A 12,309-nucleotide genomic window follows, 5' to 3' on the forward strand; every position below is an offset into this window, starting at 1 on the left:
GGCCTTGATGCACGCGAGATATCCCCGCAGCCGGGCTCAGCCCCGGCGCTGGCGCAGCAGATGGCGTACGCCTTCGAGCACCAGGACCAGCACCGCCAGCCAGATCGGCACGTAGGTCAGCCATTCCCCGGCCTTGATGCTTTCCCCCAGCAGCAGCGCCACCAACAGCAGCAGTACCGGTTCCACATAGCTGAGCAGGCCGAACAGGCTGAAGGCCAGCAAGCGGCTGGCAATGATGTAGCACACCAGCGCCGAGGCACTGATCACCCCCAGCACGGGAATCAGCAGGTACAGCCAGGGTTGGGCCGCGACCACGGCAATGCCCTGTTCGCCGCTCTGCACCACCCACAGTGCCACCGGCATCAGCAGGGCCATGTCCACCCACAGGCCGCCCAGGTGGTCGGTGCCCAGGCGCTTGCGCAAGACGAAATACAGCGGGTAGCCCAGGGCCACCACCAGGGTCGCCCAGGAAAAGCTGCCCACCTGGTACAGCTCGTTGAGCACGCCGATGCAGGCCAGCACCGCTGCCAGCTTCTGCAGCCGTGACAGACGTTCGCCATAGACGATGCGCCCGGTCAGGACCATGGTCAGCGGCAGCAGGAAATAGCCCTGGGATACATCCAGGCTATGGCCATTGAGCGGTGCCCACATGAACAGCCAGAGCTGCACCCCGACCAGCGCCGACGACAGCAGCAGCGCCGGGCCCAGCACGGGCTTGCTGCGCACCCGTCGCAGCACTTCGTCGACCCGATGCCATTCACCGGCCAGCAGCATGAACAGGGTCATGCAGGGCAGGGTCAGCAACATCCGCCAGCCGAAGATCTCCACCCCGGTCAGGGGCGCCAGCAGCGAGGTGTAGAAATACATGACGGCAAACAGCACCGACGCCAGAACCGATAACGCAATACCTTTAGACACGCAGTCCTCGTAGAACCCGAACGCTCGGGATGCACAAAAAGAAGGGGAGAGTGGAGCGAGGGGGAATATAGAGGGTTTGCCCCGGGATTTTTGCTCTGTTTGCGACACCCCGGCGGGAAAATTTCTCGTTTGTGGCGCGGCCCGGCCTTCCAGGGAAAGGTCGGACTGCGATGGCCGCTGGGTTTGCGCGGCCAGGGTCCGTGTTTAGCCCAGGTGCGCAAAACGTCCGGAGACAAAATGGCCGACATCATTGAAACCGGGTGTCGAGGCGTGCCCCGGGGTCACCAGCGCGTCGATGAAGGCTTCGTCCTCAGGGCTGATCTTCACCTCCAGGGCCCGGGTGTAGGCGTCCCACTGGGCCTCGGTGCGCGGGCCGACAATGGCCGAGCTCACCGCCTGGTTGTTCAGTACCCAGGCAATGGCGAACTCGACGATTCCGGCCCCGCGCCCTTGGGCGTATTCCTGGATCTGCTGGGCGATGCGCAGGGATTCGACCCGCCATTCGGTCTCCAGGATGCGTTTGTCCTGGCGCCCGGCGCGGCTGGCGGCGTCCGGGGCGACGTCCGGCGCATACTTGCCGCTGAGCACACCACGAGCCAGGGGGCTGTAGGGCACCACGCCCAGGCCATAGGCGCGGGCGGCGGTGATCTGCTCGCCCTCGGCCTGGCGGTTGACGATGTTGTACAGCGGCTGGCTGATCACCGGGCGGTCCACCCCCAGCTGGTCGGCGACTCGAATCGCCTCGGCAATCCGCCAGCCCCGATAATTGGACAGGCCCCAGTAGCGGATCTTGCCCTGGCGCAACAGGTCGCCGATGGCCGAGATGCTCACTTCCAGAGGCGTGTTGTGGTCTTCGCGGTGCAGGTAGTAGATGTCCAGGTAATCGGTGCCCAGGCGGGTCAGGCTGGCCTCGATGCCGTTGAAGATGTGCTTGCGGCTCAGGCCGCTGCGGTTGGGCACGCCGTCCACCGGACCGAAGCCGACCTTGGACGCCAGCACCCACTCATGGCGGTGGCTGGCAATGGCTTCGCCGACGATCTCCTCGGAGCGGCCCTGGGTATAGACGTCGGCGGTGTCGATGAAGTTGATCCCCTGGTCCCAGGCCTTGTCGATGATACGCAGCGAGTCTTCGGTACTGGTCTGCTCGCCGAACATCATGGTGCCCAGGGTCAGGCTGGAAACCTTGAGGCCGGAATGGCCGAGGGTGCGATAGCTCATGGGCGGAATCCTTGTGCTAGAGGGCTGGCCAGGGCATTTCCGGCCATTGGGGCGACCATCAAATACCACAACCCCGGGCCTCTGCAATGCCTGAATGGCGCTCCCTTGCCGGCACAGGTGCCCGTGAGATCGCTATCACTGGCAAGCCAGCTCCTGCAAGGAGGTTCCGTAGGAGCCGGCTTGCCGGCGAACCGTGCAGCGGCCAGCCGTCCCGGAGCCGCTGCGGGTCAGGGGCACAGCGCCCGGCAGCGCTGCGATACAAAGCTGTGCAGCAGGCGCACTCGCTGGGAAACCTGCAGGCGATGGGGGCACAGCAAGTTGAAGGGGGCCGGTTCCCCTTGCCAGTCGCCGAGCAGCGGCACCAGGCGCCCGGCGCGGATGTCCTCGGCCACATCCAGCCGGGCCTTGTAGACAATGCCGTGGCCGGCCAGGGCCCAGCGCCGGGCCACCTCACCGTCGTCGCACAGGTAATCGCCCCGCACCAGGACTTCGCGGGTTTCGCTGTCGCGGCTGAAACGCCAGCGGTCATAGGGCTGGCCATTGCGCAGGTACAGCAGGGCGCTGTGCCCGGCCAGCGCCTCGGGGTTTTGCGGCACCCCGCAACGGGCCAGGTAGGCCGGGCTGGCGCAGGCGATGCGTCGGTGCCCGGGGAGAATCGGCAAGGCCACCAGGCTGGAATCCTCGGGCACGCCAAAGCGCAGGGCCACATCCACAGCGTCGCGGAACAGGTCGGCGTGGCGATCATCGAGCCGCAGTTGCAGGCGCAGTTGCGGGTGCTCGGCCTTGAATTCATCGAGCCAGGGCAGCAGGGCATTGCGCCCGAAGTCCGAGGGCGCCGACAGTTGCAGCACCCCGGCCAGGCCCTGGCTCTGCTGCTTGAGCGCCAGCTCGCCGTCCTCCAGGGTGGCCAGGGCCAGGCGCACGCTTTCCAGGTAGCGGCGGCCTTCCTCGGTGAGCCGCATGCTGCGGGTGGAACGCGCCAGCAGACGGCTGCCGAGGCGGGTTTCCAGGCGCTTGAGGGCGATGCTGGCGGCTGCGGCGGTCAGGCCCAGGGAGCGGGCCGCGGCGGAAATGCTCCCGGCATCGGCAGTGCGTACGAAGATTTCCAGGTCCAGTATCGAGCTCATTAATAAAAATCCTTTAAAGATCTTTGCGTTTTAGCTGGATTTTTCCTCGATTGGCAAGCTGGGAAGATGTAATCACTTTCAATCGCAGCAGGTGATCGCAATGACTCTTTCCAACTCAAACCTGGCCCAGCAAACCTTGGTGGTGATTGGCGCCGGCAGCGGCATTGGCGCCGCAGTGGCGCGCCAGGCCGCGGCCCGTGGCGCTCGGGTGGTACTGGCGGGGCGCAGCCTCGAGGCCTTGCAGCGCCAGCAGGCACAGCTGCCGGAATCGGCCTGCAGCATCGCCGTGGACATTACCGATGCCGCCAGTCTCAAGGCCTTGTTCGCCAGAGTGGGGGCCTTCGATCACCTGGTGATCAGCGCCGGTCCGGCCATTGCCGCCAAGCCCCTGGCCGACACCGATCTGCTGGATGCCCAGCGGGCTTTCGAGGTGAAGTTCTGGGGCGTGTGGCGCGCGGTCCAGGCGGCGCTGCCGACACTCGCGCCGCAAGGCAGCATCAGCCTGACTTCGGGCCTGCTGTCGCGCAAAATGGTCCCCGGGCAAGTGCTCAAGACCACCCTCAACGCCGCCCTCGAAGCCCTGGGCAAGCACCTGGCCAAGGAGCTGGCGCCACGCCGGGTGAATGTCATCAGCCCCGGGGTCACCGCCACCGAAGCCTATGCCGGGATGCCCGAGGACGCCCGCGAAGCCATGTTCGCCCGCACCGGTGCCAACCTGCCGGTGGGCCGCGTCGGCCAGCCGGATGAGGTGGCGGCGGCCTTTATCCTGGCCATGGAGAACGGCTTTATCAGCGGGAGCCTGATCGATGTCGATGGTGGAGGCCTGCTATGAACTGGCGCTTCGATCACCTGGCGTTCAACTGCGCCGAGGGCGAGGCGTTGCAGCAGGCCTTCGCCGATCTGCTGGGCCTGCAAACGGGCCGGCGGCCGCCGTTTCCCTTTCCCGGGCGCTGGTTGTACCAGGGCGAGGCGGCGCTGGTGCACGTCATCGAACAGGCCCATTGCCCTGAGCCGCAACTGAGCCACATCGCCTTCAGTACCCAGGAGGCAGCCGAAGCCGTGTTGCGCCGGGTGCAGGCCAGTGGCCTGGAGCATCAAGTGGCGCAGGTGCCGGAAGACGGCATCTGGCAGATCTTCGTCCGCTTGCCCGGCGACCTGGTGCTGGAGTTGGATGCTCCGGCGATGGGGGCGTTGAGCATCAGCCACGACTACGCCGGACAAGGTGGGGCACCGGCCTGAGCCCAGCCATGAAAAAGCCCGTTGGAGCCGAGGCTCGAACGGGCTTTTGTCGTGGCCGGGGCCGTGTAGTGCCGCGGCTTAGCGGTTCAGGGTGCGGGTCATGCGCAGCGCCAGCAGGCTGCCGGCAACAATCACCCCGGCCAGCAGGTACAGCGCGGCGTCGGTGGAACCGGTGCTGTCCTTGACCCAGCCGACGATATAGGGGCTGAGGAAACCGGCCATCTGGCCCATGGAGTTGATCAGCGCCAGGCCACCGGCAGCTGCACCGGCGCTGAGCAGGGCAGTGGGCACCGGCCAGAACATCGGCAGGCCGGTGAGGGCACCCATGGTGGCGAGGGTCAGGCCGAGAATGGCGATGGCCGGGTTGGCGGCGAAGTTAACCGCGATCAGCAGCCCCACGGCGCCCATCAACATCGGCACTACAAGGTGCCAGCGGCGCTCCTTGCGCAGGTCCGCCGAACGCCCCACCAGCAGCATGAACACCGCCGCCAGCAGATAGGGAATGGCGCTCAGCCAGCCGATCACCAGGTTGTCGGCAAACCCCAGGTTCTTGATGATCGACGGCAGCCAGAAGTTGATCGCGTAGACCCCGCTCTGGATGCAGAAGTAGATCAGGCCGAAGGCCCAGATCGCCGGGTTCTTGAACACCGCGGCCAGGGAGTCGCTGGCGGTCTTGGGCTGGTTGGCGAGGTCGCTGGCCTGGTCGGCCTCCAGCACCGCGCGTTCAGTCGGGGTCAGCCACTTGGCATGGGCGAAGCTGTCGCTGAGCAGGAAGAACGCCAGGGCGCCGAGGATCACGGTAGGAATGCCCTGCAGCAGGAACATCCACTGCCAGCCGGCGAGGCCGCCCTGGCCGGCGGCGAAGTGGTTGAGGATCCAGCCGGAAAACGGGCTGCCCAGCAGGCCGGACACCGGGATCGCTGACATGAACAGGGCCATGATCCGGCCACGGCGGAAGGTCGGGAACCACTGCGAGAGGTACAGCACCACGCCGGGGAAGAAGCCGGCTTCGGCGGCCCCGGTGAACAGGCGCAGGGTGTAGAACTGGGTCGGCGTGGTGACGAACAGCAGGCAGGTGGACAAGGTGCCCCAGGTGATCATCATCAGCGCGATCCAGCGCCGCGGGCCGAACCGGTTCAGTGCCAGGTTGCTCGGCACGCCGCACAGCACGTAGCCGATGAAGAAAATCCCGGCGCCCAGGCCGTAGACCGTTTCGCTGAATTTCAGGGCATCGAGCATCTGCAACTTGGCGAAGCCAACGTTGACCCGGTCGAGGTAGTTGAACAGGTAGCAGACGAAGATGAAGGGGATCAGGCGCAGGGTGATGCGCTTGTAGACGGCGTTCTTGTCGTCAGCCTGGGCCAGTGGGGCAGCGGCGCTCTGTGACATGGTGTGTCTCTCTTTATTATGATTTTTCGCGGTGCAAGGGTAACGTTGACCGCCCTGAGAGTCTCGGTCACCGGCGCGGGCCTGTCTTTGTGCCGGCGCACAGCGATTGGCCCCGGGCCCTGTGCCACTGAACAACGCCGCGTACCCCGCGGCCCGTCCCCGCAGCTGTAGCCGTCAAGGATCATCCCCCCATGTTCGAACTGGATCATGACCTGGCGCAGGATATCGTCGACCGCACGATGGCGATCCTGCCCTACAACGTCAACGTCATGGACAGCCAGGGCCTGATCCTTGGCAGCGGCGAGCCGGAGCGTATCAACACCCGGCACGAAGGCGCGCAACTGGTGCTGGCCAACGGCCGGGTGGTGGAGATCGACGAACCCACCGCGCGCCAGCTCAAGGGCGTGCAGCCGGGCATCAACCTGCCGTTGCTGCATGACCAGCGGCTGATCGGGGTGCTGGGCATTACCGGCGACCCGGCGCAGTTGCGCACCTATGCCGAACTGGTGCGCATGACCGCCGAGATGCTGGTGGGCCAGCGCCACCAGCAGGCCGAGCAGCAATGGCGGCGCCAGCGCTGCGACGACCTGCTGGCCCTGCTGCTGAGCGACGGCGGCGACTCACCGCGGCTGGTGGATGAAGCCCAGCAGATGGGCCTCAAGCCACAGCTGGCGCGTACGCCCTATCTGTTCGAACTGGCCCAGGAACCGGCCTCGGGGCAGGGCGTGGATAGCCTCAGCAGTTGGTTGCTGAGCCGCTATCCGGACAGCTGGTGCGTCAGCTCGTCGAAGAGTTCCCTGCTCTGGTGCCGCCCGGCGAGCCTGAGTCTGGACAACCCGCGGCTGCTGGAAAAGCTCGACGGTCAGGGCTGGAACATCCTGCGGGTGGCGGTGGGCGGGCAGGCCGAGGGCCTGGCCGGATTGCGCCGCTGCTACCGCCGGGTCGGCGACCTGCTGGCCTACGGCCGGGATATCCTGCCGGACGCGCGATTGCTCACCCTCAACCGCTACCGCCTGCCGGTGATGCTCTGGCGCCACCGCAACGATGACGCCCTGGACGAACTGCTGACGCCGTTGCGCAAGGTCCTGGCCAAGGACAGCAACGGCCAGTTGCTGGCGACCCTGCGCAGCTGGTGCGACCACGACGGCCAGAGCCAGGCCTGCGCCGATGCCCTGGGCATCCACCGCAACAGCCTGCGCTACCGCATGGAACGGATAGCCGAACTCAGCGGCGTCGACCCCTTGCGCCTGGACGGCATGCTGGCTCTTTATCTTGGCGTCCAGCTGCTGCCCCACCGCAGCGAGCCGGCCTGATTTATCGCGCCGATCTCCACCATCGCCTATCCCGATCCAACAGGGGGGTAGCCGCTGCCGAGCCTTGGCGAGGCTGCGAAAAGGCCCGCAGGGCCTTGCTTGGCAATCTCCAGCCAAACCTGTATCGCTTCCAAGGCCTTCGCGAGGGCTACGCGCCCGTTCGCAGCCTGCGGCAGCGAGGCTGCGCAAAGGCCCGCAGGGCCTTGCCTGGCAATCTCCAGCTAAACCTGTATCGCTTCCAAGACCTTCGCGAGCGCTACGCGCCCGTTCGCAGTCTGCGGCAGCGGTTTCAACGCTAGGCGAGGTTGCGCGGTTGTAGCAATGAACAATAAAGCGCCCTCGGACTTGTGCGGTGGCCCGGGGTCAGGGCCTGCGCCAGATGGCAGCATGGCGGCACAAGAACCGGAGAAAACCCATGAAGATCATCATCGCCCCCGACTCGTTCAAGGACAGCCTGAGTGCCGAAGGCGTGGCCCAGGCCATTGCCCAGGGGCTGGCGGATGTGTGGCCCGACGCCGAGCTGTGCCAATGCCCCATGGCCGACGGTGGCGAAGGGACGGTGGAATCGATTCTCGCCGCCTGTGACGGGCAACTGCGCAGCAACCGGGTCCAGGGGCCGCTGGGAGCGATCGTGGAGGCGCGCTGGGGCTGGCTGCCCCAGAGCCACACGGCAATCATCGAAATGGCCGAGGCCAGTGGCCTGCAACTGCTGGCGCTGGAGCAGCGCGATGCGTGCAACAGCAGCACCTTCGGCACCGGGGAGCTGATCCAGGCCGCTCTGGAGGCCGGTGCCCGGCGCATCATCCTGGCCATCGGCGGCAGCGCCACCAACGACGGCGGCGCGGGGGCCCTGCAGGCGCTGGGGGTCAAGCTGCTGGACCGCCAGGGCCGGATACTGCCTCGCGGCGGCCTGGCCCTGGCCGACCTCGCCCACATCGAGCTGGATGCCATGGACCCGCGCCTGGCCCAGGTGCGCTTCGACATCGCCGCCGACGTCAACAACCCCCTGTGCGGCGAGCACGGCGCTTCAGCCATCTTCGGCCCGCAGAAAGGCGCCTCGGCGCAGCAGGTGCAGCAACTGGACCAGGCCCTGGGACACTTTGCCGACCTGTGCGCCCAGGTACTGCCCAAGGATGTGCGTGATGAACCCGGCAGCGGCGCGGCCGGTGGCCTGGGGTTTGCCGCCAAGGCGTTTCTCGGCGCGCAATTTCGTCCCGGGGTGGAAGTGGTGGCGGAACTGGTGGGCCTGGAACAGGCCGTGCGCGGTGCCGATCTGGTGATCACCGGTGAAGGTCGCTTCGACGCCCAGACCTTGCGCGGCAAGACCCCGTTCGGCGTGGCGCGCATCGCCCGTGAGCAGGGGGTTCCGGTGATTGTCATTGCCGGCACCCTGGGCGAGGGCTACCAGCAGATGTACGCCCACGGCGTGGATGCGGCCTTCGCCCTGACCTCAGGCCCCATGAGCCTGGAACAGGCCTGCCGCGAAGCCCCGCGTCTGCTGCGCGAACGCGCCGCCGACATCGCCCGCCTCTGGCGCCTGGCCAGCAACCACTAGGCACCCCGTAGGAGCTGGCTTGCCAGCGAATAGGCCCTCAAGCCTTGCCGCGCGCAAGAACGCCTTCGCCGGCAAGCCGGCTCCTACAGCCATCGCCCGTCAGTAAACCCCACCCTCGCTGGTGGGGGCGTCCAGGGTCTTGTACTGGCCGGCCAGGCTCTGCAGGCCCTTCATCAGGACGGTGGTATCCACGCCCACCGCGACAAAATTCGCCCCCAACTCGATGCAGCGCCGCGCCAGTCGCTGATCGGCACTGAGAATCCCTGCGGCCTTGCCCGCCCGACGAATCCGCACGATGGCGTCTTCAATCGCGGCCACCACGTCCGGGTGCCCGGGGTTGCCCCGCTGGCCCATGGCCGCCGACAGGTCCGCCGGGCCGATAAACACCCCGTCGACCCCGTCCACCGCGAGAATCTCATCCAGGTTGCGCAGGCCTTCGAGGTTCTCGATCTGCACCAGCAGGCACATCTGCTCGTCCGCCTGATCCAGGTAGCCGGCGATGCTGTTCCAGCGCGACGCCCGGGCCAGGGCGCTGCCTACGCCACGAACCCCCAGTGGCGGATAGCGCATGGCGCGCACCAGCTGGCGTGCCTGCTCGGCGCTTTCCACCATGGGGATCAACAGGGTCTGGGCGCCGATGTCCAGCAATTGCTTGATCAGCGCGGTATCGCCAATGGGCGGGCGGATAATGCCTTGGGCTGGGTAAGGGGCAATGGCCTGCAACTGCGCCAGCAGGCTGCGCAGATCGTTGGGCGCGTGTTCGCCGTCCAGCAGCAGCCAGTCGAAACCGGCGTTGGCCGCCAGCTCGGCACAGTAGCCGTCCGCCAGGCCCAGCCACAGGCCAATCTGCGGTTCGCGCTGTTGCAGGCGTTGCTTGAACAGGTTCAGTGGCATGTCCATGGCAGTCTCCTCAGACGAAACGGCAGGCAATGCTGCCCAACTGATCGTAGTCCACGTGGAATACATCTCCGGGACGGGCGGCCACCGGGCGAGTGAAGGAGCCGCCAAGAATGATCTGCCCGGCCTCCAGGCCGACGTCATAGGCCGCGAGCTTGTTGGCCAGCCAGGCCACGCCCTTGGCCGGGTGGTTGAGCACCGCGGCAGAGACCCCGGACTCCTCGATCACGCCATTGCGGTAGAGCACCGCCGGCACCTTGCGCAAATCCACATCCCCTGGACGCACGGCGCGGCCACCCATCACCACCCCGGCGTTGGCGGCATTGTCCGAGATGGTGTCGAAGACCTTGCGGGTGGCCTGGGTCTGCGGGTCCACCTGCTGGATGCGCGCATCGATGATCTCCAGCGCCGGGATCACCCAGTCGGTGGCGTCCAGCACATCGAACAGGGTGCAGTGGGGCCCCTTGAGCGGCTTGCCGAGGATGAACGCCAGTTCCACCTCGACCCGGGGCACGATGAAGCGCTGGAAGGGAATGTCGCTGCCTTCGTCGAACAGCATGTCGTCCAGCAGGGCGCCGAAATCCGGCTCGGTGATGTTCGAGGAAACCTGCATGGCCCGTGAGGTCAGGCCAATCTTGTGGCCCACCAGCTTGCGCCCGTCGCGGATTTTCTGTTCCACCCAGCTGCGCTGGATGGCGTAGGCATCTTCGATGCTGATAGCGGGGTATTGCAGGGACAGCTGGCCGATCTGTTCACGGCTGCGCTCGGCGGCGTTGAGGCGCGCGGCGGCGTCCTGGATATCCGAGGGGCTGAGCATGGTTATTTCTCCCGAGGGTTGACGATATGAGCCGGCACCTGGAGCACCAGCCAGGCGCCGCAGGCAATCAGCAGGGCCAGGGCGTAGAGGGCCAGGCTGGCGCTTTGGGTGGCGTCGCGCACCACGCCGATCAGGTAAGGGGCAAGGAACGCGGCGACGCTGCCGAAGGAACTGATCAGGGCGATACCCGCGGCCTGGGTGCTGCTGGCGAGAAAGGCCGGCGGCAGTTGCCAGAACATCGGCAAGGCGGCGCTGGCGCCCATGCCCGCCACCAGCAGGCCGAACATCACCAGCCAGGGGTTGTCCGGGGCCAGCCCGGTGAGGATCAGCCCCAGGCTGGACATCAGCAGCGGCACCCCCAGGTGCCAGCGACGTTCGCGCAGGCGGTCCGAGGAGCGGCCGACGCCGAGCATGAACAGGCAGCCTGCCAGGTAGGGCAGGGCACTGAGCAGGCCGACATTGCTGTCCCGGGCGATGCCGGCGTGGTGGATCAGGGTCGGCATCCAGAAGGCGATGGTGTTCACCGCCAGCATCACCGCGAAGTAGATGCACACCAGCAGCCAGACGTGGCGGTCCCTGAGGATGCCGCTGAAACGGGTGATGGACTTGTGCTGTTCTTCCTGTTGCAGGGCCTGCAGCAGCCAGGTCTTCTGCGCCGGGGTCAGCCAGCCCACCTGTTCGATGCTTTCCGGCAGGGCCTTGAGCACCACCAGGCCCAGCAGCACCACCGGCAGGCCTTCGATGAGGAACATCCACTGCCAGCCGCGCAGGCCGCCGAAGTCGTGGAAGCTTTCCAGGATCCACCCGGAGAGGGGGCCGCCAATGACTCCGGCCATGGGCACGGCGATGGCGAACAGGGCGGTGACCTGGCCGCGGCGGCTGGCCGGGAACCAGCGGTTGAGCAGCACCAGGATGCCGGGGAAGAAGCCGGCCTCGGCGACCCCCAGCAGAAAGCGCAAAACATAGAAGCCCCAGGCGCTGTCCACCAGCATCAGGGCGCTGGACAGCAGGCCCCAGACCAGCATCAGGAAGGCGATCCAGCGCCGTGGGCCGACCCGGTCCAGGGCCAGGTTGCTGGGCACCCCGAACAGCGCGTAGGCGACGAAGAACAGCCCGGCACCCAGGCCATAGACGCTGTCGCTGAAGCCCAGGTCCTGGGTCATCTGCAGCTTGGCGAAACCGATGTTGATGCGGTCCAGGTGAGCAAAGATGTAGCAGACGAACAACAGCGGCATCAGCCGCCAGGTGATCTTGCGATAGCAGTCATCGACCTCGGCGACCGGCGCCGTGGCAAGGGTTGAGTGGGGCATGGCAATGATCTCGTTATTGTTCTTGTGTGGGTGGCCGGCCTGCAGGAGCCGGCTTGCCGGCGAAGGCGGATCCGGGGCTGGCACAAGGCCTGAGGGCCGCTTCGCTGGCGAGCCGGTTCCTACCGGCGGCTACCCTCAGGCTTGTCCGCGCAGGAACTCGTGCACGTTGTTGTGCTTGAAGTTCAGCTCGGCATCCAGCTCGCTCATTTCGAACGACAGGGCCAAGAGGCGCTGGCCCTGAAGCTTGTCGAAGTGCGCCTTGATGATCTCGAACAGGCCCTCGGCGACCTGGCGCCGTGTGGCCAGGTCGCGGCCGGCTCCCACTTGCAGGCGCATGTGGACGAAGGCGTAGTCGTGCTTGCCGTCGGCCATGCGCCAGGTGTCCAGGCGCACTCCGCGGCTGCGGATACCGCCCAGGGGGAACACCCCAGTGGCGCCCAGGTAGTCATGGACCTTTTCGAACAGCCCCGGCAGGTCGGCGGCCTGTTCGATGTTGTCGGTGTATTCAGCGATGAAATGCGGCATG

The 12,309-nt window shown here is 66.5% G+C and carries 12 protein-coding genes; 4 read left to right on the forward strand and 8 right to left on the reverse strand.

Annotation, left to right across the window (positions count from 1 at the left end; genetic code table 11):
* Positions 1-36: 36 nt before the first annotated feature.
* The 3 genes from rarD to BLS75_RS02280 all read right to left on the reverse strand — a co-directional run bounded on the left by rarD (position 37) and on the right by BLS75_RS02280 (position 3,263).
* The gene (gene rarD, locus BLS75_RS02270) at positions 37-918 is read right to left on the reverse strand and encodes an EamA family transporter RarD (protein WP_015635880.1); all 882 of its coding nucleotides are present in this window, start codon (positions 916-918) and stop codon (positions 37-39) included.
* A gap of 204 nt (positions 919-1,122) precedes the next feature.
* Positions 1,123-2,136: an aldo/keto reductase gene (locus BLS75_RS02275; RefSeq protein WP_072450154.1), complete on the reverse strand. Its 1,014-nt coding sequence runs from the start codon at positions 2,134-2,136 to the stop codon at positions 1,123-1,125.
* Between the two features lie 227 nt (positions 2,137-2,363).
* On the reverse strand, positions 2,364-3,263 hold the full coding sequence (locus BLS75_RS02280) for a LysR family transcriptional regulator (RefSeq protein WP_072450155.1): 900 nt from the start codon (positions 3,261-3,263) through the stop codon (positions 2,364-2,366).
* Positions 3,264-3,363: 100 nt separating this feature from the next.
* On the opposite strand from BLS75_RS02280, the gene BLS75_RS02285 reads away from it, so the two are divergent.
* Both BLS75_RS02285 and BLS75_RS02290 read left to right on the forward strand, forming a co-directional pair.
* Positions 3,364-4,095 (forward strand): SDR family oxidoreductase, encoded by a 732-nt coding sequence (locus tag BLS75_RS02285; protein WP_072450156.1) that lies wholly within the window; start codon positions 3,364-3,366, stop codon positions 4,093-4,095.
* Positions 4,092-4,502 (forward strand): VOC family protein, encoded by a 411-nt coding sequence (locus tag BLS75_RS02290; protein WP_072450157.1) that lies wholly within the window; start codon positions 4,092-4,094, stop codon positions 4,500-4,502. The genes BLS75_RS02285 and BLS75_RS02290 overlap by 4 nt, the downstream gene beginning before the upstream one ends.
* 78 nt (positions 4,503-4,580) lie before the next feature.
* Here BLS75_RS02290 and BLS75_RS02295 read toward each other — a convergent pair whose 3' ends face one another.
* Complete coding sequence (locus BLS75_RS02295; protein WP_011061662.1) at positions 4,581-5,891, reverse strand: MFS transporter; 1,311 nt, start codon at positions 5,889-5,891, stop codon at positions 4,581-4,583.
* A gap of 191 nt (positions 5,892-6,082) precedes the next feature.
* Here BLS75_RS02295 and BLS75_RS02300 point away from each other — a divergent pair, with 191 nt between their 5' ends.
* Positions 6,083-7,204, forward strand: a complete 1,122-nt coding sequence (locus BLS75_RS02300) for a sugar diacid recognition domain-containing protein (RefSeq protein ID WP_011061661.1) — start codon at positions 6,083-6,085, stop codon at positions 7,202-7,204.
* A 415-nt stretch (positions 7,205-7,619) separates the two neighbouring features.
* Positions 7,620-8,759, forward strand: a complete 1,140-nt coding sequence (locus BLS75_RS02305; protein ID WP_041118529.1) for a glycerate kinase — start codon at positions 7,620-7,622, stop codon at positions 8,757-8,759.
* Between the two features lie 99 nt (positions 8,760-8,858).
* Here the strand turns inward: BLS75_RS02305 and hpaI are convergent, their stop codons facing one another.
* From hpaI to BLS75_RS02325, 4 genes are all read right to left on the reverse strand, one after another.
* Positions 8,859-9,659, reverse strand: coding sequence for a 4-hydroxy-2-oxoheptanedioate aldolase (gene hpaI / locus BLS75_RS02310; RefSeq protein WP_011061659.1), 801 nt, complete (start codon positions 9,657-9,659; stop codon positions 8,859-8,861).
* A 10-nt stretch (positions 9,660-9,669) separates the two neighbouring features.
* On the reverse strand, positions 9,670-10,473 hold the full coding sequence (gene hpaH, locus BLS75_RS02315; protein WP_072450158.1) for a 2-oxo-hept-4-ene-1,7-dioate hydratase: 804 nt from the start codon (positions 10,471-10,473) through the stop codon (positions 9,670-9,672).
* Positions 10,474-10,475: 2 nt separating this feature from the next.
* Complete coding sequence (locus tag BLS75_RS02320; protein ID WP_011061657.1) at positions 10,476-11,783, reverse strand: MFS transporter; 1,308 nt, start codon at positions 11,781-11,783, stop codon at positions 10,476-10,478.
* Positions 11,784-11,918: 135 nt separating this feature from the next.
* On the reverse strand, positions 11,919-12,308 hold the full coding sequence (locus BLS75_RS02325) for a 5-carboxymethyl-2-hydroxymuconate Delta-isomerase (protein WP_072450159.1): 390 nt from the start codon (positions 12,306-12,308) through the stop codon (positions 11,919-11,921).
* Position 12,309: the final 1 nt, after the last annotated feature.

The sequence above is a fragment of the Pseudomonas sp. NFPP12 genome (assembly GCF_900103205.1).
GTDB classification, from domain to species: Bacteria; Pseudomonadota; Gammaproteobacteria; order Pseudomonadales; family Pseudomonadaceae; genus Aquipseudomonas; species Aquipseudomonas protegens.

Coding starts and splice junctions, on each gene's coding strand:
- BLS75_RS02275 (WP_072450154.1), bottom strand. CDS start 2,136: ATGAGCTATCGCACCCTCGGCCATTCCGGCCTCAAGGTTTCCAGCCTG.
- BLS75_RS02280 (WP_072450155.1), bottom strand. CDS start 3,263: ATGAGCTCGATACTGGACCTGGAAATCTTCGTACGCACTGCCGATGCC.
- BLS75_RS02285 (WP_072450156.1), top strand. CDS start 3,364: ATGACTCTTTCCAACTCAAACCTGGCCCAGCAAACCTTGGTGGTGATT.
- BLS75_RS02290 (WP_072450157.1), top strand. CDS start 4,092: ATGAACTGGCGCTTCGATCACCTGGCGTTCAACTGCGCCGAGGGCGAG.
- BLS75_RS02295 (WP_011061662.1), bottom strand. CDS start 5,891: ATGTCACAGAGCGCCGCTGCCCCACTGGCCCAGGCTGACGACAAGAAC.
- BLS75_RS02300 (WP_011061661.1), top strand. CDS start 6,083: ATGTTCGAACTGGATCATGACCTGGCGCAGGATATCGTCGACCGCACG.
- BLS75_RS02305 (WP_041118529.1), top strand. CDS start 7,620: ATGAAGATCATCATCGCCCCCGACTCGTTCAAGGACAGCCTGAGTGCC.
- hpaI (WP_011061659.1), bottom strand. CDS start 9,659: ATGGACATGCCACTGAACCTGTTCAAGCAACGCCTGCAACAGCGCGAA.
- hpaH (WP_072450158.1), bottom strand. CDS start 10,473: ATGCTCAGCCCCTCGGATATCCAGGACGCCGCCGCGCGCCTCAACGCC.
- BLS75_RS02320 (WP_011061657.1), bottom strand. CDS start 11,783: ATGCCCCACTCAACCCTTGCCACGGCGCCGGTCGCCGAGGTCGATGAC.
- BLS75_RS02325 (WP_072450159.1), bottom strand. CDS start 12,308: ATGCCGCATTTCATCGCTGAATACACCGACAACATCGAACAGGCCGCC.